At 67.0% G+C, this 23,655-nt stretch carries 22 protein-coding genes; 12 read left to right on the top strand and 10 right to left on the bottom strand.

Annotation, left to right across the window (positions count from 1 at the left end):
• Position 1: 1 nt before the first annotated feature.
• From AC1D2F_RS17395 to AC1D2F_RS17385, 3 genes are read right to left on the bottom strand one after another with little or no spacing between them, the layout of a single operon-like run.
• On the bottom strand, positions 2-904 hold the full coding sequence (locus AC1D2F_RS17395; RefSeq protein ID WP_364744118.1) for a carbohydrate ABC transporter permease: 903 nt from the start codon (positions 902-904) through the stop codon (positions 2-4).
• Complete coding sequence (locus tag AC1D2F_RS17390; protein WP_476967268.1) at positions 904-1,806, bottom strand: carbohydrate ABC transporter permease; 903 nt, start codon at positions 1,804-1,806, stop codon at positions 904-906. Before AC1D2F_RS17390 ends, AC1D2F_RS17395 begins: the two co-directional genes overlap by 1 nt.
• A 4-nt stretch (positions 1,807-1,810) precedes the next feature.
• Positions 1,811-3,130: an extracellular solute-binding protein gene (locus tag AC1D2F_RS17385; protein WP_229995852.1), complete on the bottom strand. Its 1,320-nt coding sequence runs from the start codon at positions 3,128-3,130 to the stop codon at positions 1,811-1,813.
• A gap of 287 nt (positions 3,131-3,417) precedes the next feature.
• On the opposite strand from AC1D2F_RS17385, the gene AC1D2F_RS17380 reads away from it, so the two are divergent.
• Entirely contained in the window at positions 3,418-4,485 is a 1,068-nt protein-coding gene (locus tag AC1D2F_RS17380; protein WP_229995851.1) for a LacI family DNA-binding transcriptional regulator, read from the top strand.
• Here the strand turns inward: AC1D2F_RS17380 and AC1D2F_RS17375 are convergent.
• From AC1D2F_RS17375 to xylA, 3 genes are read right to left on the bottom strand one after another with little or no spacing between them, the layout of a single operon-like run.
• Complete coding sequence (locus AC1D2F_RS17375) at positions 4,482-5,618, bottom strand: Gfo/Idh/MocA family protein (RefSeq protein WP_229995850.1); 1,137 nt, start codon at positions 5,616-5,618, stop codon at positions 4,482-4,484. The genes AC1D2F_RS17380 and AC1D2F_RS17375 overlap by 4 nt on opposite strands.
• Positions 5,602-7,128 carry a xylulokinase gene (locus AC1D2F_RS17370; protein WP_476967267.1) on the bottom strand — a complete coding sequence of 509 codons (1,527 nt, stop codon included), beginning with the start codon at positions 7,126-7,128 and terminating at the stop codon, positions 5,602-5,604. Before AC1D2F_RS17370 ends, AC1D2F_RS17375 begins: the two co-directional genes overlap by 17 nt.
• Before the next feature lie 19 nt (positions 7,129-7,147).
• Entirely contained in the window at positions 7,148-8,338 is a 1,191-nt protein-coding gene (gene xylA, locus AC1D2F_RS17365; RefSeq protein ID WP_229995848.1) for a xylose isomerase, read from the bottom strand.
• A gap of 253 nt (positions 8,339-8,591) precedes the next feature.
• Here xylA and AC1D2F_RS17360 point away from each other — a divergent pair, with 253 nt between their 5' ends.
• Genes AC1D2F_RS17360 through AC1D2F_RS17350 form a run of 3 tightly spaced genes read left to right on the top strand, consistent with a single transcriptional unit; the run spans position 8,592 to position 12,056 of the window.
• On the top strand, positions 8,592-9,851 hold the full coding sequence (locus AC1D2F_RS17360; RefSeq protein WP_229995854.1) for an FAD-binding protein: 1,260 nt from the start codon (positions 8,592-8,594) through the stop codon (positions 9,849-9,851).
• Between the two features lie 43 nt (positions 9,852-9,894).
• Positions 9,895-11,094 carry an ROK family protein gene (locus tag AC1D2F_RS17355; protein WP_229995847.1) on the top strand — a complete coding sequence of 400 codons (1,200 nt, stop codon included), beginning with the start codon at positions 9,895-9,897 and terminating at the stop codon, positions 11,092-11,094.
• 2 nt (positions 11,095-11,096) lie between these two features.
• Positions 11,097-12,056 (top strand): aldose 1-epimerase family protein, encoded by a 960-nt coding sequence (locus AC1D2F_RS17350; protein WP_476967266.1) that lies wholly within the window; start codon positions 11,097-11,099, stop codon positions 12,054-12,056.
• 92 nt (positions 12,057-12,148) lie between these two features.
• Here the strand turns inward: AC1D2F_RS17350 and AC1D2F_RS17345 are convergent, their stop codons facing one another.
• Positions 12,149-12,925, bottom strand: a complete 777-nt coding sequence (locus tag AC1D2F_RS17345) for a hypothetical protein (RefSeq protein ID WP_229996182.1) — start codon at positions 12,923-12,925, stop codon at positions 12,149-12,151.
• A gap of 418 nt (positions 12,926-13,343) precedes the next feature.
• Here AC1D2F_RS17345 and AC1D2F_RS17340 point away from each other — a divergent pair, with 418 nt between their 5' ends.
• Positions 13,344-13,574, top strand: coding sequence for a hypothetical protein (locus tag AC1D2F_RS17340; protein WP_229996181.1), 231 nt, complete (start codon positions 13,344-13,346; stop codon positions 13,572-13,574).
• Positions 13,575-13,737: 163 nt separating this feature from the next.
• Entirely contained in the window at positions 13,738-14,160 is a 423-nt protein-coding gene (arfB, locus tag AC1D2F_RS17335; RefSeq protein ID WP_476967265.1) for an alternative ribosome rescue aminoacyl-tRNA hydrolase ArfB, read from the top strand.
• A gap of 29 nt (positions 14,161-14,189) precedes the next feature.
• Here arfB and AC1D2F_RS17330 read toward each other — a convergent pair whose 3' ends face one another.
• Positions 14,190-15,242 carry a Gfo/Idh/MocA family oxidoreductase gene (locus AC1D2F_RS17330; protein ID WP_229996179.1) on the bottom strand — a complete coding sequence of 351 codons (1,053 nt, stop codon included), beginning with the start codon at positions 15,240-15,242 and terminating at the stop codon, positions 14,190-14,192.
• 172 nt (positions 15,243-15,414) lie between these two features.
• Between AC1D2F_RS17330 and AC1D2F_RS17325 the strand changes: the two genes are divergently transcribed.
• Complete coding sequence (locus AC1D2F_RS17325) at positions 15,415-16,446, top strand: LacI family DNA-binding transcriptional regulator (protein WP_364744152.1); 1,032 nt, start codon at positions 15,415-15,417, stop codon at positions 16,444-16,446.
• Between the two features lie 10 nt (positions 16,447-16,456).
• On the opposite strand, the gene AC1D2F_RS17320 is transcribed toward AC1D2F_RS17325, so the two are convergent.
• Entirely contained in the window at positions 16,457-17,062 is a 606-nt protein-coding gene (locus AC1D2F_RS17320) for a DnaJ family domain-containing protein (RefSeq protein WP_476967264.1), read from the bottom strand.
• 211 nt (positions 17,063-17,273) lie between these two features.
• Here AC1D2F_RS17320 and AC1D2F_RS17315 point away from each other — a divergent pair, with 211 nt between their 5' ends.
• From AC1D2F_RS17315 to AC1D2F_RS17305, 3 genes are all read left to right on the top strand, one after another.
• Positions 17,274-17,507, top strand: coding sequence for a hypothetical protein (locus AC1D2F_RS17315; protein WP_229995776.1), 234 nt, complete (start codon positions 17,274-17,276; stop codon positions 17,505-17,507).
• 184 nt (positions 17,508-17,691) lie between these two features.
• The gene (locus AC1D2F_RS17310) at positions 17,692-19,311 is read left to right on the top strand and encodes a glycosyltransferase family 2 protein (RefSeq protein ID WP_476967263.1); all 1,620 of its coding nucleotides are present in this window, start codon (positions 17,692-17,694) and stop codon (positions 19,309-19,311) included.
• Between the two features lie 15 nt (positions 19,312-19,326).
• Positions 19,327-19,728 carry a PilZ domain-containing protein gene (locus AC1D2F_RS17305; protein ID WP_476967262.1) on the top strand — a complete coding sequence of 134 codons (402 nt, stop codon included), beginning with the start codon at positions 19,327-19,329 and terminating at the stop codon, positions 19,726-19,728.
• Positions 19,729-19,749: 21 nt separating this feature from the next.
• Here the strand turns inward: AC1D2F_RS17305 and AC1D2F_RS17300 are convergent, their stop codons facing one another.
• Complete coding sequence (locus tag AC1D2F_RS17300) at positions 19,750-20,688, bottom strand: MBL fold metallo-hydrolase (RefSeq protein ID WP_229995774.1); 939 nt, start codon at positions 20,686-20,688, stop codon at positions 19,750-19,752.
• 390 nt (positions 20,689-21,078) lie between these two features.
• Here AC1D2F_RS17300 and AC1D2F_RS17295 point away from each other — a divergent pair, with 390 nt between their 5' ends.
• Together AC1D2F_RS17295 and AC1D2F_RS17290 are read left to right on the top strand one after the other, a co-directional pair.
• On the top strand, positions 21,079-22,677 hold the full coding sequence (locus tag AC1D2F_RS17295; RefSeq protein ID WP_229995773.1) for a PucR family transcriptional regulator: 1,599 nt from the start codon (positions 21,079-21,081) through the stop codon (positions 22,675-22,677).
• Positions 22,674-23,606, top strand: coding sequence for a glutaminase (locus tag AC1D2F_RS17290; protein WP_364744162.1), 933 nt, complete (start codon positions 22,674-22,676; stop codon positions 23,604-23,606). The genes AC1D2F_RS17295 and AC1D2F_RS17290 overlap by 4 nt, the downstream gene beginning before the upstream one ends.
• The last annotated feature ends 49 nt before the right edge of the window (positions 23,607-23,655 follow it).

Raw genomic sequence — 23,655 nt, 5'->3', positions numbered from 1 at the left:
GCTATTTGCTGAAGCCTGCGGTGAGGCCGCTGAGCAGCTGGCGCCGGGCGATGATGTAGACCACCAGCAGTGGCAGCGTGGCGAGCACGACGGCGGCGAGCACGGCCGGGATGTTGACGCTGAATTCCCCTTGGAACGTCCACAGGGACAGCGGCAGCACCCGGGTGGCCGGGCTTTGGGTCAGGATCAGCGGGAACAGGAAGCCGTTCCAGACGTGCAGGGCGTTGTAGATTCCCACCGTGATGACGGCCGGTTTGGTCATGGGCAGCGCCAGGCGCCACATCATGGCCCAGTCGGAGCAGCCGTCCAGCCGCATGGATTCGAAGAGTTCGTTGGGCACGTCCCGCATGAAATTGGACAGGATCAGCACGGAGATCGGGATGGCGAAGGCGATGGAAGGCAGGATCAGCGCCAGCAGGGTGTCGTACATATGGGCGCGCGTGATCATCCAGTAGATGGGGATGATGGTGGCGTGCAGAGGGATGGCCAGGCCCAGCAGGAACAGGTTGTTGGTCCAGTTGAGGAACCTGCTCTTGCCGCGGACGATCGCGTAGGCAGCCATGAAGGAAACCAGCAGTGCCGGCACAACGCTGCCCACTGTGACGATGAGGCTGTTGGCAAAGTATCTGGCGAAGTCGTTCTCGACCACCAGTTTGTAGTTGTCCAGGGTGGGCTCTGCGGGCGGCATCATCGGGTTGGAAGTGAAGAACCCCGCCTGGTTTTTCAGGCTCGTCACCACCACGTAGTAGACGGGGACGATGATGATGGCCAGCCAGAGCCAGCCGCCGAGGCCGCCGAGGAAGTTGGGTCGTGTCCGTCCCGGCCCCTTGGTCCGCGTACGCGGCCTGACTGCGGGGCGGGCGGGGGCCGCGGGTGGGACGGGGAGCTGGGTGATGGAAGCCATCAGGCACCTTCCAATTGGCTTGCGTTGCGGTTCTTGCCGCCCAGCCTCTGCAGCAGCAGGGCGAGAGCCAGACCGATCACGACGAGGATGACGCCGAGGGCACTCGCTGCGCCCATGTCATTGGCTTTGAACCCGGTGAGGTACATGTGCAGCGGGAGCAGCCGCGTGGCGTAGCCGGGACCGCCGCCGGTGAGGACGAAGACGAGGTCAAAGTACGCCAGGGATCCGACCACCATGAGCGTGGAGGAAGTGATGATGGTGTACTTCAGCTGGGGCAGCGTGATGTTGAAGAACTGCTGGACCCGTCCGGCACCGTCGATTTGCGCGGCCTCGTACAGCGACGCGGGGATCTGACGCACGCCGCCTTGGTAGATCAGCGTGTGGAACGGGACAAACTGCCAGGCGATGACGAAGACGACGACGAACAGCACCAGGTCTGAATTGCCCAGCCAGTCCTGGGCCAGGATCGGCAGCCCAAGCCCGGCGCCCAGGCCGAAGTTGGGGTCCAGGAGGGCCTTGAACGCGATGGCGACGGCGGCCGAGGACAACAGCAGCGGCACGAAGTACAGGACGGCCAAGGCCGCCCGATACTTCTGGCCCGCGGCGGTGAAGACCCCCAAGAGCAGGCTGATGGGTGCCTGGACGATGAACGAGAAGAGCATGATCTTCGCCGTCACCAGCAGTGCGTTGCCGGTGACGGGGTCCGTCAGGACAGTTGTCCAGCTGGACAACCCGTCCAGCTTGATCTCGCCCAGGCCGTCCCACGAGGTGAAGCTCAGGAACAAGACGCCGACCAGCGGAATGATGGCGAAGAGCAGGAAGAAGGCAAGGGCTGGCGCGGCCAGCCACCCCGACGGGCCCGGCTGGAGGGCCTGTCGGGAAGAACCGGATGTGGTGGACACTGGATTACTTTCCGATCGTCGCGTTCATCGTGGCGACGAACTGCTCCGGGGTGATCTTCTTCAGGAAGATCTGGTCGAGGTTGGCCAGCATGGCGTCACCCTGCGCCGGGCTCAGAGCCTGGTCCCAGGAGAGCGTGAAGCTCGGGGCGTTCTTGGCCATGCCATACACGTAGGTCAGGAAGTCCTTGTCCGGGGACGCTGCGAGCTTGCTTTCGATGCCCTTGACCACCGGCACGGCCCCGGAGTCGATGAGGCCCTGGATGTTGCTGTCCGAGAACATGCCGCTCTTGACGTATTCGAGGGCCGCCTTCTTCTGGCCGTCGGTGGCCTTCGAGGAGACGGACCAGAAGTTGGACGGGTTGCCCACCACGTTGGTCGGGTCCCCCTTGCCGCCGGAAACCGTGGGGAAGGTGGTGTAGCCGAGCTTGCCGCTCTTGACGAAGTCGGCGGCGTCCTTCTTCATGCTCTGGTAGATCCAGCCGCCCTGCAGGATCATGGCCGCCTTGCCGGTGTACAGCAGCGCCTGGTCGGCGTTGCTGTCCGCCGCGATGGACGAGAAGCCATTGGCGAAGCCGCCCGCGTCCACGAGCTGCTGGATCTTGGTCAGCGCCTCGGTGACCGCGGGGTCGGACCACGCGTTGGGCTTGTTGGCCGCGATGTTGGCGAAGACCTCCGGGCCGCCGATGCGTTCAACGAGGTACTCCAGCCACATCAGGTCCGGCCACCTGGACTGGCCGCCGAGTGAGAACGGGGCAATGCCTGCGTCCTTGAACTTCGGCACGAGTGCCATCAGCTCTTCCCAGGTCTTGGGCGCCTCGGCGCCCACCTTGTCGAAAACGTCCTTGTTGAAGTAGAGCACCACAGGCTGCACATTGTTGTTCGGCAAGGCATAGGTCTTGCCGTCGAGGACACCGTTCTTGAGCACCGCCGGAAGGTAACGGTCCTTGACCTCGGGGTTGTCCGCCAGGAACCCGGAGAGGTCATCCACCTGTCCCGCGTCCACGTAGGACTTCAGCACGCCGCCACCCCAGCCGTAGATGAAGGTGGGGCCCTGACCGGCACCGACAGCGGTGCGCACCTTGGTCTTGTAGGCGTCGTTCGCAAAAAAATCGAGCTTGATGGACGAATCCGGATGGGCGGAGTTCCAGTCAGTGACGGACTTCTGCAGGACGGGCTGGTTGCCGCCCGTCAGCCCCCACATTGTGGCCGAGTCTGCGCTGGCGGCAGTTCCCGCCGGGCCGCTGGAGCCGCAGGCGGCCAGGCTGATCGAAACTGCGGCGGCCGAGAGGGCCATCGCGGCACTGCGAAACGTACGATTTTTCATCTGGGATTCCATTCGTCCTCCGGGGTCTGCGCTGATGGCCCGGTTGTGAGAGTGGCAGCCCAACCCTCACAAGGAAGGCTGCGCTGCCGCTGCTGATGGGGTGGAGCTAAGCTTCGAAAAGTTTCGTAAAAGTTTGTGACTTCTGAAACTAAAGTAGTGGTGACAACAGTCACAGTCAAGAGCAAAATCGGAAACGTTGGTTCACTTGGATCAAATAGACTTGACGCCCCAGGCAAACAAGGTGAGACTTCTCCATATCGAAATATTTCGAAAGTACAGGAGTCATCGTGTCAACAGTCCAGGGTTCCGGCAGGCCCACGCTTGCCGCCGTCGCCCGGGAGGCCGGCGTCTCCTCACCCACGGTCTCCAAGGTCATCAACGGACGGGAGGACGTTGCCGAGAGCACGCGCACCAAGGTCCTGGCGGCACTCGAGCAGCTGGGCTACCAGTCCACGCACCAGCGCAAACACGCCGAGGGCCGGACCGGGATTGTGGAAGTGGTGTTCGACTCGCTGTACTCCGCGTACGCCGTCGAGGTCCTGAACGGAGTGCTGGAGCAAGCCGCCTCCATTGACGTCCAAGTCCTGATCGATGTGACCGGGCACCCTGCGGCCATGACGCTCAGTCCGGAGCGGCGGGCCCAACGCATCCTGGATGAAGGCCGGCTCGGTTTGATTGTGGTGACTTCCGGCTTCAGCACGGCACAGCTGAGCGCCTTCCGCCGGCGGCACATCCCGGTAGTGGTGATCGATCCGCTCAACCCGCCGCCGCCGGAGGTTGTCAGCGTGGGTGCCACCAACTGGGCGGGCGGCAAGGAAGCTACGGAGCACTTGCTCGGCCTCGGCCACCGGCGGATCGCTTACGTCGGAGGACCGGAATCGGCCGAATGCAACCAGGCGCGCCTCCATGGCTACATGGCGGCACTCATGGCCGGCGGAGTCCAGGTGCGGCCCGACTACGTCCTGCTGGACAAGTTCCGCCCGGAACACGGAATTCGCAGCCTCCAGGCCCTTATGGCCCTCCCCGAGCCACCGACAGCCATTTTCGCGGGGAGTGACAGCATCGGCCTCGGCGTCCTGGCCGAAGCCCGGAGGCACGGACTGCGGATCCCGGAAGACCTGAGCCTGGTGGGCTTCGATGGCACGTACCAGGCGGAGCAGTCCATCCCGGCCTTGACCACCGTGACGCAGCCGCTGCAGGAGATGGGCCGCGCCGCCCTGCGCGCCGTCCTCCGGCAGGCCAACGGCGAGGAACTCGACTCGCGTCGGGTGGAACTGGCCACCCACCTTGTGGTCCGGGAATCGACGGCGCCTCCTGCTCTCGGGAACCCGGAGCCGGGCACGCCGCGTCACTAGTCCTCGCGGCACAGGCTGCCGCCCGCCTCCGCCGTGAGCCGGTTCGTGGCCTCCGACGAGTCCGACGGGCAGGTGATTCCAGCCTGCCGCCGGGCTTCATCGAGCAGCGACATGACCATCAGTGTGTCGGCCAGCGGCATAGTTGGGCTCTCGGTCAGCCCGAGTTGAAGGCAGCGGAGCACCTCGCGCAGCTGATAGGTGTACCCATGCCCCGCAGGCACAAAGGTCTCCAGCCGGGTCTCTCCCGAGCCGAAGGTGAGGGCCAGCTCCGTCGGGTTGAACAGCGGTGCGTTGCACCGCATTAGGCCCTTCGTGCCGGACACCGTGGCTGCCTGCGCCGACACGGTGGTCAGCGACACCATGAACTGGGCGCGGGCCCCCGAGGGATAGGAGAGGGTGACAGCAGTTTCGGCATCCACTCCGTCGCCGGTGATGTGGGCTGCGGCCGTCAGGGACTGGGGCGCCCCCAACGCAATGAGCGCCCAGGTCAGCGGATATACGCCGACGTCCATCAACGCGCCGCCCCCTGCCGCCCGCTGCCACAGGCGGGTCTCCGGATGGCGGGGCGCCGGGAAGCCAAGATCCGCTTGGATCGACCGGATCTCGCCCAGTTCCCCCGACGCGATGATCTCCGCCGCCCGCTGCACACTGGGAAGAAACCGGGACCATACGGCCTCCATCAGGAACAGCCCTTTGCGCCTGGCCAGCCCGGCCAGGACAGCGGCGTCCCGCGCGTTGAGCGTCATCGGCTTCTCGCACAGCACATGCTTGCCGGCCTCGAGCGCCGCCTTGGCCACGGTGAAATGGCTGGCGTGCGGTGTGGCGACGTACACGATGTCGACGTCGGGGTCCTGGATCAGCCGTACGTACCCCGGTAGGCCTCCGTCGTCGCCGTAGGCGTGGCGGAAGCCGTGCCTGGCGGCGAATTCCTCCGCGCCGGCGCGGGACCTGGAACTGACGGCGTGCAGGACGGCGTCCGGCAACAGGGCGAGGTCGCTCGTGACAGTGGACGCGATCCTGCCGGTGGAGACAACTCCCCAGCGGACAGGTTCGCCGGAGGCACGGAGCGGGTCCTGGTGGCCGGAGGCAAGCAGTGGAGTCCGGGCAAGCAGGGGCTCAGTTGCTGGGGTCAATGTGGCTGCTCGCCCTCAGGTAGTTTTGCCGTATTACCGGGTGGAAGTCCGGGGCGGGTGCGGCGTCCACCGCGACAGGCCAATCCGGACGGTTGCCGTTGTGGGCCCACGCCGCCTGGACAGCGGCACCCCGGGCCACGTACTCCCCCGGGCTGGGGATCACGACCGGCAGATCGAAGACCTGGGCCGCGATGGACTGCACCGCAGGGTTCTGCACGGCGCCGCCGATCAGGAGGAGGCGTGTTGCGGCGCCGCCTTGCGCCCGGAGGGAATCGAGCCCGCCGGACAGTCCGCTCAGCATGCCTTCGATGGCTGCCCGGGCAAGGTTGCTCCGTGTGCTGGAGGCAATGCTGAGCCCGTGGAAGCTGGCTTTGGCGTGGGGCAGGTTGGGCGTGCGCTCACCTTCGAAGTACGGCACCAGCACCACGCCACCGGCGCCGGGTTCGGCGTCCAGGGCAAGACGCGCAAGTTCGTCGAAGTCCACGCCCAGGATGCCGGCCACCGAGCTGAGCACCCGTGCTGCATTCAGCGTGACAGCAATCGGGAGGTACTCGCCGCTGGCGTCCGCGAATCCCGCCACGGTTCCGCTGGGATCGGAGACGGCGCGGGACGCCACCGAAAACACCGTGCCGCTGGTGCCCACGGACACCACCACGTCTCCGGGCTCGGCCCCCAGTCCCAGGGCGGCGGCCGCGTTGTCGCCGGCACCCGCGCCCAGCAGGATCCGGGGCCCGGATTCCGACGGGCCGAAACCCGCCGGGGCTGGCCGTTCAGCAGAGGATCCGAAGCAGCCGGGGTGGATGGCTCCAGCGGTGTCGCCGGGGCCGAGAACCCGCGGCAGAATAACGGTTCCGGGTTCCCCCGGCCCGGCGTTCCCGGTGGCCTCCCTGGCGTCCCGGCCGAAGGCGATCTTGAACAGTCCAAGATCGTACTCTCCGGCCGATGGGCTCCAATAGCCGGTTCCGCTGGCGTCCGAGCGGTCGGTGGTGAGCTGTTCGAGGTCTGGGCCCAGGGGGCTGGAGGCTGCCGGGCCGTAACCGCGGAGCCGCCAGGTCAGCCAGTCATGGGGCAGTGCGACGGCCGCCACCCGGTCGGCCAGATCCGGCTCGTGGTCCCGGACCCAGCGGACCTTCGTGATGGTGAAGGAGGCCACCGGGACCAGTCCGGTCCGGCGTGCGAAGTCGTCGGCCCCCACTTCGTCGGTGAGTGCGGCCGCGGCCGACGCCGATCGGGTGTCGTTCCACAGCAGCGCCGGCCGCACGACGTCACCGGCGTGGTCCAGCAGCACCATGCCGTGCTGCTGGCCCCCCACCGAGAGCGCGCTGGCGTCCGCCAGCCCGCCGGCGTCGTCGAATGCTGCGGACAAGGCCCGCCACCAGTGGTCGGGGTGCACTTCCGTGCCGTCCGGGTGGGCGGCCCGGCCCTCGCGGACCAGGGTGCCGCTGCCGGCGTCCAGGACCACCACCTTGCAGCTTTGGGTGGAGGAGTCGACGCCGGCAACGAGTGTCATGGGAGCAGCCGTCACGGGATCAGCGGGCGCCGAGCAGGTGCTCGATGAAGAGCTGCTGCAGCTTCACGAAGCCGAAGCCCTTGCCGCCGAAGTAGGCGTCGGCGTCGAAGTCCTCGTAGGAAGCACGGTCGGCGCGGAGCTGTTCGTAGCCTTCGCCCGGGTTGAGTGTGGGTTCGTTGATTTCCGCCACGCGGGAGGCCTGCAGCGCGGCCTGGACCTCGGGATCTGCACGGAAGGCCTTGGCGCGTTCCTTGAGCAGCAGGTAGGTCTGCATGTTGGCGGCGGCGGAGTCCCACACGCCGTCGATGTCCTCCGTGCGGCTGGGCTTGTAGTCGAAGTGGCGCGGACCGTTGTAGGCGGGGCCGCCGTCGGGGCCGCCGTTTTCGAGCAGGTCCACCAGGGAGAACGCGTTCTGCAGGTCGCCGTGGCCGAACACCAGGTCCTGGTCGAACTTGATGCTGCGCTGGCCGTTGAGGTCGATGTGGAAGAGCTTGCCCTGGTAGAGCGCCTGGGCGATCCCGTGGGTGAAGTTCAGGCCGGCCATCTGCTCGTGCCCGGTTTCGGGGTTGATGCCCACCAGTTCGGGGCGTTCGAGCGTTTCGATGAATGCCAGGGCGTGGCCCAGGGTGGGCAGCAGAATGTCGCCGCGGGGTTCGTTGGGCTTGGGCTCAATGGCGAACCGGATGTTGTAGCCCTTGTCCGTGACGTAGTCGCCCAGCAGGTTCACGGCTTCGCGGTAGCGTTCCAGGGCGCCGCGGATGTCCTTGGCGGCGTCGTATTCGCTGCCTTCGCGCCCGCCCCACATGACAAAGGTTTCGGCACCGAGCTCGGCGGCGAGGTCGATGTTGTCCAGCACCTTGCGCAGGGCGAAGCGCCGAACGCCGCGGTCGTTGCTGGTGAAGCCGCCGTCCTTGAAGACCGGGTGGCTGAACAGGTTGGTGGTGACCATCGGGACGATCATCCCGGTGGCCTTCAGTGCGCCCGTCAGCCGGTCGATTTCCCGCTGGCGGTCAGCCGCGGAGCAACCGAAGGGAAAGAGGTCGTTGTCGTGGAAGGTGATGCCGTAGGCGCCGAGGTCGCTGAGCCGGTTGACGGCCTCGACCGTGTCCAGCGGCGGGCGCGTGGCTGAGCCGAACTGGTCCTGGGCCTCCCAGCCCACCGTCCAGAGGCCGAAGGAAAACTTGTCGTCACGGGTGGGCTGAATCGCCATTGAATGCTCCGAGGGGTAGGTGTGGCTGGTTGCTGTGCGTTGGGTTCAGAATGAATTGTTCTATACACAAACATATTATGGATTTCTGTGGTGTCAACCACATGCTTGCGAAGATATCGGGATGACTTTGTTGTTCTCTAGCGGATTTCATGAACGGCTGTTATGTTGTGAACAACAGCAAATATCGCAGTCGATGCGGCAGCTCATCTGGCAATGAGGCCCTGGAGTAAAGGATTCAACCGTGATTGATCAGATGGTGACCGAGCATAACTGGGCGGGGAACTACGGCTACCAGGCAGCGCGGATAGCCCATCCGGCCAGCGTGGCGGAACTGCAGGACTTGGTGGCCGGCGCCGGGAAGGTCCGCGCGCTGGGGTCCCGCCATTCCTTCAATGACATTGCAGATACCGCCGGGACCCTGGTGGTGCTGGACAGGCTCGATGCCGGCATCAGCATCGACGTCCAGAACATGACCGTCACGGTCAGTGGTGGTACGCGCTACGGGACGCTCGCGGCGGAGCTGCAGCGCCACGGCTTCGCGCTCCACAACCTCGCCTCCCTGCCGCACATTTCGGTTGCGGGAGCTGTCGCCACCGCCACGCATGGCTCCGGGGATGGCAACGGCAATCTCGCCACGGCCGTGGCGGCGCTTGAGCTGGTCACCTCGGATGGCACAGTGGTCACGGCCAGGCGTGGCGACGCCGACTTTGCCGGCATGGTGGTGGGGCTGGGGGCACTGGGCATTGTGAGCCGCCTGACCCTGGATATTGAGCCCAGCTTCGAGATTGCCCAGAGTGTCTTTGAAGGCCTGGACTGGGAACAGGTCCTGGCGAGTTTCGACGACGTCACGTCCTCGGCCTACAGCGTGAGCCTGTTCACCGACTGGAGCGGGGCCACAGTGGGTCAGGCGTGGCTCAAGAACCGCACAGACCAGGCGGCGCCACCCGCCGGATTGCCGGAATTCTTCTCCGGCACGCCGGCCACCCAGGCCCGGCACCCGCTACCAGGAGTGTCCGGAAGCAACTGCACGCAGCAACTCGGCATTCCGGGACCGTGGTCCGACAGGGTCGCCCACTTCCGGATGGATTTCACGCCCAGCAAAGGCGACGAGCTGCAGAGCGAATACCTGATCCCGCGGGAGCATGCCGTGGCGGCCATCCGCACGATGCGCAGGCTCTCCAGCGTGGTCACTCCCCTGCTCCTGGTCGGGGAAATCCGCACCATAGCGGCAGACCAGCTGTGGCTCAGCCCCAACTACGGCAGGGACGGGATCGGCCTGCACTTCACCTGGCGCCAGGATGAGCCGGCAGTGAGCGCCATCCTGCCCCTCCTCGAAGCGGAGCTGGCCCCGTTCGCCGCCAGGCCGCATTGGGGCAAACTGTTCCACGGCGGTGCGGCCAGCATCGCCCCGCTGTATCCCCGCTTTGCCGACTTCACCGCGCTGGCTGGCCGGCTGGATCCGGCCGGAAAATTCCTTAACTCATTCCTGGACCGCACGGTGTTCGGCCGCTGATAGTGTCACGATGATGCCTCCACGTACCCATGCTTCCGCGCCTGTGAGCGAACCGGATCCGTCGCGCCGGAACAATCTGTCGCTGCTGACCTCCCTCGTCCATCACCACGGCGTACTCAGCCGCGCCCAGCTGACCCGGCACACAGGGCTGAACCGCTCCACCGTCGGGACGCTGATCGGGCAGCTCGTCTCCCTGGGCGTGGTCTATGAAACGGCTCCCGCCGGCGAGGGGCAGGTTGGCCGGCCCAGCCCGGAGGTCCATCCCAGCCCGTCGGTTGCGGCACTGGCCGTCAACCCGGAAATCGACGCCGTCACCATTGGCCTGGTCAGCCTCGGCGGGAAGGTGCAAAAGAAAATCCGCTTCGAAACCGAACGGATACCGAGCGCCCGGGAAGCGGTGAATATCGCCTCGGCTGTGATCGCCGGGATGCGTTCCGAACTGGATGCCTCTTACCGGATCACCGGAATCGGCATGGCCGTGCCCGGCCTGGTCAATCGCGACGACGGCGTGGTGCGGCATGCACCGCACCTGGGCTGGCGCAATGAGCCGGTCGCCCGGATGCTGAGCGAGGCCACCGGCTACCCGTGCCTGGCCGCCAACGACGCCTCCCTGGGCGCCGAAGCCGAGCTGATTTTCGGGGCTGGTGCCGGGCAGGGGAACCTGATCTACCTCAACGGCGGCGCCAGCGGCATTGGCGGCGGGATCATCTCCGACGGACAGCTGCTCCGGGGGGCCTCCGGCTACGCCGGGGAACTCGGCCACACCTTTGTCCGCACGGGAGGCAAGACCTGCCATTGCGGTGCCACGGGCTGCCTGGAAACCGAAGTCTCCCAATCCCGCCTCCTGGAACTGGCCGGCTTGACCCGCGGCGACACCGCGGACCTCGAAAACGCCCTCGCGAACAGCAGCAGTGCCGAGGTGAACGACGAAGTCGCCCGACAGCTGCTGTATCTGGGCATAGCCCTGCGCAATGCGGTGAACATCTTCAACCCGGAGGCAATCGTCCTGGACGGTTTCCTGGGGACGCTGCATGCGCTCGCGCCGACGTCGTTGAACGGAACGCTGCTGTCCCAGGCAATGGACGGCCCCGCGGGCCAGGTCAAGATCTACCGTGCGGCGCTCGGTTCCGACCTGATGATGATCGGAGCTGCAGAGCTGGCCTTTGCACAGTTCCTGGCCGATCCCGCAGGCATCGGCACAACCACCGCCATCCTGCCCGCACCCACGTCCCAGACAGGCTGACCATGCAGAACCAGACAGTGCAGAACCAAAGCCTGGCACCGATGGGCGAGAACTACGAACTGCAGGCCGCGTTGGGAGGCCGCCGCCAACGAGCAGTCGTGACGGAAATCGCCGCCAGCCTGCGGGCCCTCGAAATCGACGGCATCGCCCTCCTGCAGGACTACCCCGCCGCGGCCGGACCGCCGTCGTGCGCGGGCTGGGTCCTGGTGCCATGGCCCAACCGGGTGGCGGATGGAAAGTGGACCTACGACGGCGTCCCGCAGCAACTGGAGATCACGGAACCCGTCAACGGCAACGCCCTGCACGGGCTGCTGTCCGGCGCCGCATACAGGGTCGCGAACCGGACGGCGGACAGCATCGCGCTGGCGGCCGATGTCGCGCCCGCACCGGGCTACCCCTTTGAACTCGCGACGGCGGTCCGCTACCAACTCGCGGAGGACGGGCTTCTTGTCACCCACAGCCTGACGAATACGGGCAGACGGACAGCCCCGGTCGCCGTCGGGGCGCACCCGTTCCTCAGGCTGGGCGCTGTGCCCACGGAAGACCTGACGCTGTTCATCAATGCCGACACGCACATCGAGGTCGATGAGCGGCTGAACCCGACCGGTGCCACCGCGGCCGTCCGCGGGACCCGGCACGACTTCCGGGCAGGGCAACGTGTGGGCGACGTCGCCCTCGATGATGCGTGGAGCGACGTCTGCCGGGAACCGGACGGCAGCTCGCTTCACTATCTGGAAGCCCCGGACGGCAGCCAGGTGCAACTATTCATGGATGCGTCCTTCGGCTATGTCCAGGCCTTCACGACCCGCATTTTCCCAACCGACGGCGGCCTGGTCACAGCGGTGGCGGTGGAGCCCATGACGGCCCCGGCCGATGCCTTGAACAGCGGCAAAGGAGTGCGCTGGCTGGCCCCCGGCGAGACGTGGCGTCTCAGCTGGGGTATCCGCTACCAGCTGCCCTGAGAGGCCCGGCGAGTTCGCCGGAAGCCTGCGAGCTCGCCGGAATGTTCCGGCGACTGGGCAGGTTTCCGGCGAACTCGCCGGGTGCGGGCCCGCTACCCGCGTCTCCGGTTCCGGGCCTGCGCGTCCTTCCCGAACCAGGCGCTGACCAGCAGCCACACGGACCACATCAGGATCAGGACAATCCCGGCCAGCGTGGGAGTGGTGTTCGCCGAGGAGAAGCCTTCGGCCCCGACAATCCAGCCCTGGGCAACGTACGCCAGCCCGGAGAGCGCCATGAGATAGCCGATCAGTCCGGAGACGCGGCGTGCCCCAACAACCACGGCACCGGTCAGGAGCAGGGCCGCACCCAGCACGAAGTTCTGGTAGCTGCGCATGCCCCACTCCAGCCACCGGATGCCCTCGGCGGTCGCAAACCGGGCGGTTTTCTCCGGCTCCGCGGCGGCAGCCCAGGCGTCCACGGCGTGCTTGAGGGCAACCCCGTCGACGGCCTGGAGGGAGGCATACAGTGCCAGTGCGGCGACCGCTGCCACCGCACCGAAGAGGGCCGCCCAGGCCAAGGCTCCGTCCGGCGCTTTCAGGACCACCAGCAGGACCACCAGCCCGGAGATGAGAAGCGCCATGCCAGCGAACTGCCCCAGGTGGACGGCAGTCCAGATGCCGCTGCGGGCGTACTCCGTGAACGTCGCCGCATGGTCGTTCGCGGTGGCCGTATCGGCATGGAGCAGCCCGGCAATCACCGACACCGCGAAGCCGGCAAACGCCAGCGTGGCGGCAAGGCGCAACGGCGCGCGGGGCGGTGACGGGCGCCCCGACTCGGCCGAAGCCGCAGGCCGCGGGCTGTGGCCGTCTTGTGTTCCGAACTTCTTCATGGGCATCGCCCGCTTCGTGCCGACCTGCAGGTTCGCAGTGTGTGCGCCTAAGCGCAGGCTACCCCGATTGCCCGCGCGGGGCCACGGCACGTTGCAGCGGCAATTGCCTGGGCCTCCTGATAGCGGCCGTTGCGTAATGCCAGCACTCAAGGAGGGGCGGGCACGGAACCGCCACAGCCGACTTTTTCGGACTTTGGTATTGCGCCCGGTCCGCCGATCATCCACACTGGCTACAGATCCGCAGGAGATTGCTTCCGCCGATCCAGCCCGCCAGATACTTCGGCCGGCCACCGCCCCATCAGAGAATGTCGGGCAACCCCTCTGGAACCACCGCTTTCCGCCTCCCCGGGTATGCCCGGACCCCGGAAACCCGTGCCCGCTGAGGACCCCGGCACATCCCGCCTAGAAAGAGACCACGATGATCAAGCGCCACTCGGACGTCGTCCTGGAAATCACCGCCCACGACCCGGACACCGTCGAAAACGACCTGAACGCCGCCGTAGAGATCGCCCGCGAACACGCCATGAAGGAATGCCGCCACGGCATCCTCGTTACCCAGCACGGATACACCAGCTACACCGTCGCTGTAAGCCGCGATGTCCCGTACGGACAGACGCTCGAACGGCGTGAAGAGCCGGCGAGCTCATAGACGGAGACTGGTCCGTGCCGCTGAGGTTCACCAAACCGGCTCACAGCGCAGGATCGCTCTCTGGGAGTTCAGCGTGCGGACGGGCACTGTCATGAGATGGTCATGCTGAGCCTGCGCGGGGATGAGGGCTTCGATCGCGCCCATATCGTGCGACGCTAGTTGCATGGATCTGGAGATATCGCCTGCGCTCACGATTCCCGCGCCGGAATTGCGTTGGCGGTTCTCGCGTTCGTCCGGGCCAGGCGGTCAACACGTCAATACCTCGGACAGCCGCGTCGAACTCTCGTGGAACGTCGCCGCCTCGGCGGCGCTTTCGGACGGCCAACGGCTGATGCAGGTCATGCGTCTCGGACCGCGCCTCATCACCGGGGTGATCACCGTGACCGCCTCCGAGCGGCGCTCCCAGCTGCGCAATCGCGAGATCGCCCTGGCCAAGCTCGCCGACCTCGTGGCAGAGGGTCTTGCTCCCGATGCTGCCCGACGCCGGGCGACCAAACCGACCAGGGGCTCGAACCGCCGGCGCCTCGCCGCAAAGGAACGGCGGGCGGCGACGAAACAGCAACGAAAGCGGCCGTCCCTCGATTAGCGCCCGCCAGTCGAGCGAGCGGTTCCCGGTCATGAGCGGGCCGCCGTGGGGTGGGCGCCGTTAACGTGCCCGGAGGCAGTCATGGCCGTGTACTCGATCCGCTCCGAGCGGCCCGTGTGCAGGGAGCGGGTGGCGGCCTCCGCGATGGCCTGGGCCTTGAGCCCGTCGTCGAGCGAGGGCGTCAGGGCAGTTCCGCCTTCCACCGCGGCGACGAAGTGGGCCAGGGCGGCGGCGTAGGTGGGCTGGACGCGTTCGAACCAGCCGGGGTGCAGCCCGTCGTCCACCACCTGACCTGCGCGGTACCTGGACACGGCTCCGGTGCGGCGGCGTCCTGCCTCGACCAGGCCCGCGGAGCCCATGACCTCGATCCGCTCGTCGTAGCCGTAGCCCGTGCGCCGGACGCTGTCGATCTGTACCAGCGCACCGGTGGGCAGCCGGAGCGTGACCGCGGAGGTGTCGACGTCGTCGTACTCGGCCAGGCGGGGATCGGACAGGGCGGAGCCGACGGCGAAAACGTCCACCGGGTCCAGCCCGGTGAGCCAGCGGGCGAGGTCGAAGAAGTGCACGGTCTGGTCTCGCATCTGGCCGCCTGATGTGGCGATGTACGACAGCGGCGGCAGGGCCGGCCCGCGGGTGGTGAGCTGGAGGAGTTCGACGTCGCCGATCTCACCGGCGTCGATGACCCGCTTAAGTTCGGCATAGTCGCGGTCGAAGCGGCGGTTGAAGTCGACCATGACCGGGACGGCGCGGCCGGCTGCGTGGGCGGCGGCCTCCCGGGCCCGGTCAAGGTCCAGGTCAATCGGCTTCTCGCACAATACGGCCAGCCCGGCGTCGGCGGCGCGGACCAAGTGCTGGGCGTGGGTGTCGGTGGAGGAGGCGATGAAGACCGCGTCAATTTGTTCGGGGTCGAACACCTCGTCCAGGTCCCGGGCGGTGCGGGTTCCGTGCGTGTCAGCCAGGGCCTTGGCTCGGTTCTGGTCGATGTCATAGACGCGGGAAAATTCGACGCCGGGATGGGCGGCGAGGTTGGCGGCGTGAACGGAACCGATGAAACCGGCCCCCAGGAGGGCGAAGCGCAGCACGTCAGCCTCCTGTCTCGGGGCGGGCCGGCTTCGGCGACTGTGGTGCACTCATAACAATTCCTCACTGCTGGACAAACACTATTGGACAACCACTTGGACCGGTCCATAATGGACTTTGTCGGTAACGCTCGTCAACCCCTTATGCTGGGACGGCATCCAGAGGAGGAGCGCCATGAACCACCCGCCGGCCCCCGGCCAACCGCCCCGCCGGCCCACCATCCGCGACGTCGCCGAGCGCGCCGGGGTGTCCAAATCCCTCGTGTCCCTGGTGCTGGGCGGATCCTCCAACGTCGGCGCCGGCCGCCGGCAGGCCGTCCTGGACGCGATGGCCGAGCTCGACTACAGGCCTAACCAGCTTGCCCGCGGGCTTTCCAGCCCGCACAGCGGCACTGTCGGCGTGCTGCTCAACGACCTCCGGAATCCCTGGTTTGTCGAACTCCTCGAGGGCCTGAGCGCGACGCTGCACGCAGCCGGCGTCTCCCCCGTCCTCGTCGATTCCTACACCGACCACCGGGTGGGCCGCCGTTCCGTGGAAACCCTGCTGGAGCAGCGCATCGACGGCATTGTGGTGGTCGGCACCACCTCAGAGGAAGCCGCCCTGGAGGCCGCCATCGCCAGTGTGCCGGTGGTCCTCGCCGGCACCCGGGAGCCCGCCCTGCCCGGAGCGGACATCGTGGTTGACGACGACGCCTCCGGTGCCCGCCAGGCGGCCGAGCACCTCATCGCCCTCGGGCACCGGCGCATCGCCCACCTTCAGGGCCCCGGCGAGATCGGCCGGCTGCGACGGGCCGGCTACGAGGATGCGATGCGGGATGCCGGGCTGGATCCCTGGGTCGTGGCCGGCGGCATGAGTGAGGAAAGCGGATCCGACGCCGCCCACCGCCTGCTCGCCGGACCGGAGCGGCCCACCGCGATTTTCGCCTTCAACGACCTCGCCTGCATCGGCGCGCTCTCAGCGGCCGCCGACCAGGGCCTCACGGTACCGGGCGACCTCTCGCTGGTCGGATACGACAACACGTACCTCGCCCGCATACGCCACTTGTCCCTGACCTCGGTGGACAACGGCAACTTCGCCGTGGGCCTGCAGGCGGGGAAGTTCATCCTGGAACGGCGGGAAACCCGGGATCTTCCGCAGCGCCTGTACCTCGTTCCAACGCAGCTTGTGGTCCGGGGCTCCACCGGGCACGCCCCGGACAGCGCTTAGCCAGAGCCGGTTAGCCGGCCCCGTTCCAGAGTCGCCGCCACCAGGACTGCTTTGGTTCCGGCTCGGGCGGGTCAGCGGTGGCCGCGGCAGCCCGGCGCCCCCGCCAGCGGTCCAGTTCGACGTCGACGTCGCGCGTCTTGGTGATCACGGGTGGCCCGCCCTGGAGCTGCCGCCGGGCATCGATGACCCTCGCGTTGAAGTCCTCCACGATCTCGCGCACCTGTTTTTCGCTGAACTGGGCGTCCAGACGGGCATCAAGTTCGACGTCCTCGGTGCGGAGCAGGATCGCTTTCGGGCCCAGGCCGGAGATGTTCTCCCGCTGGATCAGGCCCTTGACCCACCAGTCGGGGTCATACGCCTCGCCCGGCCCTGGAATGGGTTTGCCGGCGTATTTGAGGTTGTCGAACTTGCCCTGCGCCATGGCGTCCCGGATCAGGTACTCGGCCTTGGCGGCGTCGTCGACCTTGGCGCGCTTTTGCCGGAGTTCTTCCTCGGCCGCGTTGAGCGCGTCGTTCTCCTGGGCGGTGCTGCCCGAGACCCGCACCGCCCGGAGTTCCGCGGCCCGCTCCACCCGACGCCGGAACGCGCTGTTTGAACCGCTCACCCCACTGCTCATCAGCCACCACCGTCCTCGCCTGCCGGCATCGCGGATCTGCCCTTCCAGTATGAGGAACAGGCGGGCGGGGGCAAAGGGGTGTCCCCGCCGAGACGGGAACCTTACGCCCCCGTAACCCCGTGTTAACCCGCCCGTGCGAGGCTGGGGACTTCGGACAAACTAAGCATCCTTCCCATCCTGCCTGCACAGCAAATCCCGAGGAGTTCCAGCCGTGAACAGCCAAGAGCACAGTGCATCCGGAAACCCCCAGCCCACCAGTCGCGAGGAAGCAACCGAGGCGCTCAGCAGCACCCACGTCACACATGTCCGGGAAGACGTGGCCATGGCCGGACGGTGCGCCAACGTCCACCTACCCACCGGGCGCACCTGCTCGCTGCCCGTGCGTCATCCGGGCTCATGCAACTTCGTCGGGCCCGAGGACGCGAACAACCTGGCAGCGCACTGATTCACAGACGAAGCCGCTTTGAACGAAGTGGCGGGCCCTAACAGAGCCCGATGGACCGCGGCGCCTCCCGCACGGCACCCCAGACGCAGTATTGTCCAAGGATTGCGGACAACCCGGCCAAAAACACCGCCGCGCGGCTACGCTGATCGGACATTGAGCACCGGATCTAGCTGAGGGAGATCACGTGCCTCGTGAAAATGTCCGTGAAGACCTACGGCAGCGCGCCGACAGCGCATCGGCTGAACCACTCTCCGCCGGAAGATCCGTTGCGCCGCGGCCCGTTCCACTTGATGCCACGGCGCTGACCCGTGCCGGCATTGCCGGCTGGGCCGCCCGCCTGGGACCTCCGGGACCGGAGGCACCCCGGTCACGGCGCCTGGCGCATGTGGGCGGCATCGCGGCCATCGTTGCCCTGGTCCTGTACCTGACCTGGCGTGTCCTGTTCACGATGCCGTCGGGGGAATGGAACCTGACCATCGCCTGGATCCTGGTCACTTTCGAGGCCCTGCCGCTGGCCGGCCTCATCCTGAAGGCATGGTCCGTGTGGAACATCGACAGCCATCCCCCGGCGCCCGTGACGGAGGCCCCGAACGGCATGCGGGTTGCGGTGCTGATCCCCACGTACAACGAGCCCATCGAGGTTCTGACGCCCACGGTCGCCGCCGCCTGCGAGCTGGCCCCGGCGCATGAGACGTGGGTTCTCGACGACGGCGACCGGCCCTGGGTCGAGGAAATGTGCATCGCCTATGGTGCCCGGTACGTCCGCCGGGCCGTCCACGACCACGCCAAGGCCGGCAACATGAACCACGCCCTGGGCCTGATGGCCGCCGAAAAGGCCGCGGGCGGCCCCGGCATCGACATCATCGCCGTCCTGGACTGCGACCACGTCCCGCTGCCCACATTCCTCACCGCCACCTTGGGCTGGTTCGAAGACCCCGAGATCGCCCTGATCCAGGGCCCGCAGTCCTTCTACAACGGCGGCGCGTTCGACGACGACGGCATCACCGGGGAGCAGGGCACCTTCTTCAACGTCCTCATGGCGTCCCGCAACGTTCCCGACGCCGGGCCGTTCTGGTGCGGGTCGACGTCGTTGTTGCGACTGAGCGCCCTGGAAGAGGTGGGCGGCGTGGCGACCGAGACGATTACCGAGGACATGCACACCACGCTCAAACTCGTCCGGCGCGGCTGGCGGACCGTCTACCACCACCAGACGCTCGCCGTCGGGCTCGCACCGGCGACGCCGGACCAGTACCTGCTGCAGCGCCGGCGCTGGGGCATGGGCGCGATGCAGATCCTCGTCCACGAGAAACTGTGGGCGGCGAAGGGCTGGATGTCGTGGCGGAATTACCACGAGTACCTCAACGGCACGCTGTGGTGGCTGGAGGGCATCGCCACGCTGGTGGCTTTCCTGATTCCGGTAGTGATCATGCTGTCCGGGGCACAGACCTCCACCGCCGGCCCGCTGCTCTTCACCGGGGTCTTCCTGGTCATGTTCACCGTGCGCCTGTGGGGGTCAAAGCAGCTCATGCGCAACGAAATCCACTGGCCCACGGCCTTCGCCCTGCGGATCTTCCGCGTCCCGGTAGGCCTCGCGTGCCTCTGGTGGCTCATGTCCCGGAACATCCTGGAGTTCCAGGTGACGCCCAAGGGCGCCGCCGACCTCCGGCTCCGGGGCCGGACGCCGCGAATCCTCATCGTGATGGTTGTCCTCATCGCCGCGGTGATTCTGTACGCGGCGGCCGGACTGGCCGGGCTGGTGCCCTGGCGCACGACGCCCGGTTCCACCGTGGCCTCCGGCGCCTGACTGGTGCTCGCCGGCGTGGTCCTGGTTCTCGGGACGCGGCGGATCCGGGCCGCCGAATTCGCCACTTCCCGCCGCAACGCCTACCGGATGGAGGTGTCCGCGCCGGTGGAAGCCGAAGGCGCCGGCGGAGAGCTGCTGGACATTTCGGTCGGTGGCGCTGCGGTTCGTTTCCCGCGCGGAACGCTGCCGGCTTCGGGGCCGGTCACGCTCCGGCTGCCGGAGGCTGCACCGGTCCGGTTGCAGGTGATCCGCACCACCGGGCAGCCGGACGGAACCGAGATCGCGTCCCTGCAGGCGGCCGACGACGACTGGGCCACCTACCGTGCGCTGTCGTTGTGGATCTTCCACACGCCCGCAGGGGCGCTGCCTGATTTCCCGCCCGGCGTCCCGGCCGCGGCGTCGCTGCGGGGCCGCTGAGGGTCACCGACAGCTGCCGCCTCAGGCCCCTTCGAGGCAGAGGATGAAGCCGGGGAACACGTACCGGCCGGGGCGTCCGCCTACCTCGGCGATGGCCCGGCGGATCTCCCGGAGTTGCTCGACGGTCATCTGCAGCGGTGGTTCGTCGGGCTGGTACGTGGTGAAGACCGGATAGTCGACGCCGGGCTGCCGCGACATTTCGATGTGGCAGCCCAGGACGTGGGTGACGGGGTGGGTGCTGCAGAACCCGATCAGCCGGTCGATGGTGCGGACAAACGCGGGCCAGTCCTGGATGTACAGCCGGCCGGGATAGACCGTGTCCCCGGTGAGGAGGAACCCGGTGTGGGGATCGTAGAACGTGACCGCCGCGTTGTGGTGCCCCGGGCTGGGCCAGCACTGCAGGACGCGGCCGCCCAGATCCACCTGCGCCGGCTCCACGTCTGCCGGCGAAGCGCCGCCGCCAAACCCGCCGCCGCCGTCGTCGCCGGTATTGCCGGAAGCGCCGGTGAATCCGAAGAATTCCCACGCACTGTCCCGGTCCGCGTCCACAAGGACGGTGCCGGGGCGGCCGGCGAACTGGGCGTCCCCCGCAACATGGTCGCCATGCGGATGCGTATGGAGGACAAGGAGCCGGTAGCCGTCACGGGGATGAGCGGCAAGCCAGGTTTCCATGAGGCCGTCGACAACGCGGCGCAGGGGGAAAAAGTCCGGGGATGCGGTGGCGCCGGTATCGATGAGCACGGCCCGGGCGCTGCCGAACAGCAGGAACATGAACGGCGCCTCATAGTTGACCGCCATGTTCTGGCGCAGGATGAAGGTGTGCTCGTCGTAGGCATGGACCTGGATGTCCGGGTCCGCGTTGTGCTTCGCCGATTCTGATCCGTGGATCCAGGAAACGTCCAGATCACCGGAACGGGCGTGGCCTGCGGTGAAGTCAATGAGCTCCGGGGGCGTCTCCATGCGTTCTCCTGTGTGCGTCAGTGCTAGCGGCGGTGCGGCGGACGTCAGGTCCGCAATGACGCACCAACACTCCATGATGACCGGTCCCTTTCCGGTCCTCAAACCCCGTCGATTGCTCCGTAGATGCCCTTTTGAGGAGTGATTACGGCACTTACGGGGCAATCGATGGGGTGGTGTTGGCTTTGGGCTGCATGGGGCGCGCCTCTCGCCGACAAATAACCACAAATTACCGGTAACGCGGAGTAGGTCCGCGGCCCCCGCCTTGGTCCGCAGACCTAAAACTGGCTGCGTAATTTAGGATATTTTCTATACTTTTGGCGAAGGCGGCTGGATAGCATGAGGTGTCCGGACAAAGCAGTCCGGGCGGGTGCCGATGTCAGAAGGAAGCCCATGGCCGCAGCTACAGTGGACGACATCCTCGCGGATCTCCCCCTCGGTTTCGCCAGCCTGATGCTTCGGCCGTCCCGCACGGACGCGGCGATCGAACGCTTTCTAATCGTTGACGCCGACGACGAGACCTCCGACGGCGGGTCTGCGTTTGTCCTGCTGATCGGCGTGCGCGGACGCTCCGCCTTGCCGGCGGTGCGGCGCCTCTTGAAAAGCCCTCCACTGGTCCTGGCGGTCAAGGGCAGCCACGAGGAACTGGCGGAAGCGGAAGAGCTGCTGCGCGCCGCCGGAACCGGGCTGCTGCTGGTGGACCCGGCGGCAGACTGGGACCGCCTGCTGTCCATCGCCAAGGACAGGATCCAGCCGCCCAGCTACCAGAGCGAAGTACTGACCCTGCTCGAGGAAGACCTCTTCGCCATCGCCCAGACCACGGCCCGCCTGACCTCCAGCCACGTGGTGATCGAGGACGCCGCCAACAAGGTCCTGGCGTACTCCACGGTCACCAACGCCATTGACGAGCTGCGCAAGGCCTCGATTCTGGCCCGGCGCGGCCCGCGCAAGTACGAACTTCTACTCAAGGACCTCGGGGCCTACCGTGAGCTGCACCGGACCCGCCTGCCGGTCCGGGTGCCTGCCCGGCCTCAGGATGGCCTGCGGGAGCGCGTTGCCATCAGCCTGTTCGCCGGCGACCGCATCATGGGCTACATATGGCTCCAGGAAACCGGCGGCGGCTTCGGCGACGACGTCGACTACGTGCTCACGGGCTCAGCCGCGCGGGCCTCCGCCGAGCTGATCCGGTACCGCAACCAGCAGTCCGTGCACATGCGCGAGGACCGGATCGTGCGCCTCCTTTCGGGTCCCGCCGAGGCTGCGGCGAGCGCACACAGCGAGAAAATCCCTGCGGACCGTCCCGCGGCCCTGATCCTGATTGGCCTCTCGGCATCCGAAGCCCAGGAGAACGACGCCGCACTCAAACACGGCGAGCTGGCCAACCTCGCTTCAATCCATGCGGCCGCCTACAAGCCCTCAGCCATCGTGGGACAGTTTCGTGGCGACACCGCCGTGATCCTTCCCGGACTCCAGTCCGCCAACGCCGGCGCTGGGCTGCGGAGCCTGGCCGAGGCAATCGTCAAGGACGCCACCAAGCACCTCGGCATCAGCACCTTTGCCGCCGTCGGACCCACGGTCGCCGACCTGCTCTCCCTCCATTCCGTGACCGGAATATCCGAGGCCCTGCTGGGCTGCATGCGCCGGTCCGGCGAAGCCCCGGTGGCCGAGGTGGACGACTTCGAAGCCGAGATCCTCTTCCACGACGCCGTGGAGAACTTTACGACGGCGGCCTTCCGGCACCGCAGCCTTTGGGCCCTGCTCCGCGAAGACGCGGAACTTGCCGAAACCCTGCGGGCCTTCTTCGACGCTTCCCTGGACGTGGCCGAGTGCGCCAAGCGGATGCAGCTACATAAGAACACCGTCTACTACCGGATCGGCAAGGTCAGCCGGATCACCGGGCTGGACCTCGGCAATCCCCGCCATTCACTGGTCGCCCTGCTTCATGTTCAGGAGTGGGCCGGCACGCAGAAGGAGCACCTGGGCAAGAAATGATGACAGCACTCGATTCGCCGCCGCTTGGCCTAGTACTGGATGACATTGTCCGCAGCCACCGGCCCCGGACGGAAGCGGGGTCAGTTCCCGCAAACATTCCCCACCTGCAGTCCCCGCCGTTCGACCGTTTCGGCATCGCAGTTGCCACGACGTCCGGGGAAGTGTTCAGTTCCGGCGACGCCGGTCTTCCGTTCTCCATCCAGAGCATCTCCAAGGTCTTCACCTTGGCGATGGCCCTCAGCGCCGATGACTCCGGCTCGTTGTGGTCCAGGGTCCTGCGCGAGCCGTCAGGGACGTCCTTCAACTCCCTGGTCCAGCTTGAAGTCGAGCACGGGGTCCCGCGGAACCCCTTCATCAACTCCGGCGCCCTGGTGGTCACCGACCATCTGATGGAAAGATCTCCGGACGCCGCCGCTCAGGTCCTGCGTTTCCTCACCGGCCAGGTCGGTCAACCGGGTCCTTTCATCGACGAGATCGCCGCAAGGAGTGAACTCTCCAGCAGCAGCCGCAACCTGGCCCTCGCCCACTTCCTGAAGGAATTCGGCAACCTGCGGCGGCCCGCACAGGCAGTGGTCGAGAACTACGTCAGGCAGTGCTCAATCATGATGACCTGCGTGGAGGTGGCCAAGGCAGGTCTTTTCCTCGCGCAGGATGGTCGCGGAGCGCAGGGCGCGGTGATCTCCAGGAGCGAGGCCAAGCGCATCGGCTCCATCATGCTGACCTGCGGCATGTATGACGCAGCCGGCGAGTTTGCCTACCGCGTGGGACTTCCGGGGAAAAGCGGTGTGGGCGGCGGCATCTTGGCGATCGTCCCCGGCGAGTGCGCCATCTGCGTCTGGAGCCCGCGGCTGGATTCCAAGGGAAATTCCCTGGCAGGCACGGCGGCTCTCGCTGACCTGTCCGACCGCACCGGGTGGTCGATCTTCTGATCTGACGCCTGGCTGTACCCCACAACCTCCCTCCAGAACCCATTTAGAT

The sequence above is a fragment of the Arthrobacter sp. P1_B3 genome, from assembly GCF_056406615.1.
Note: the sequence above shows the minus strand (reverse complement) of the source record. Positions and strands in the feature narration are given on the sequence as shown.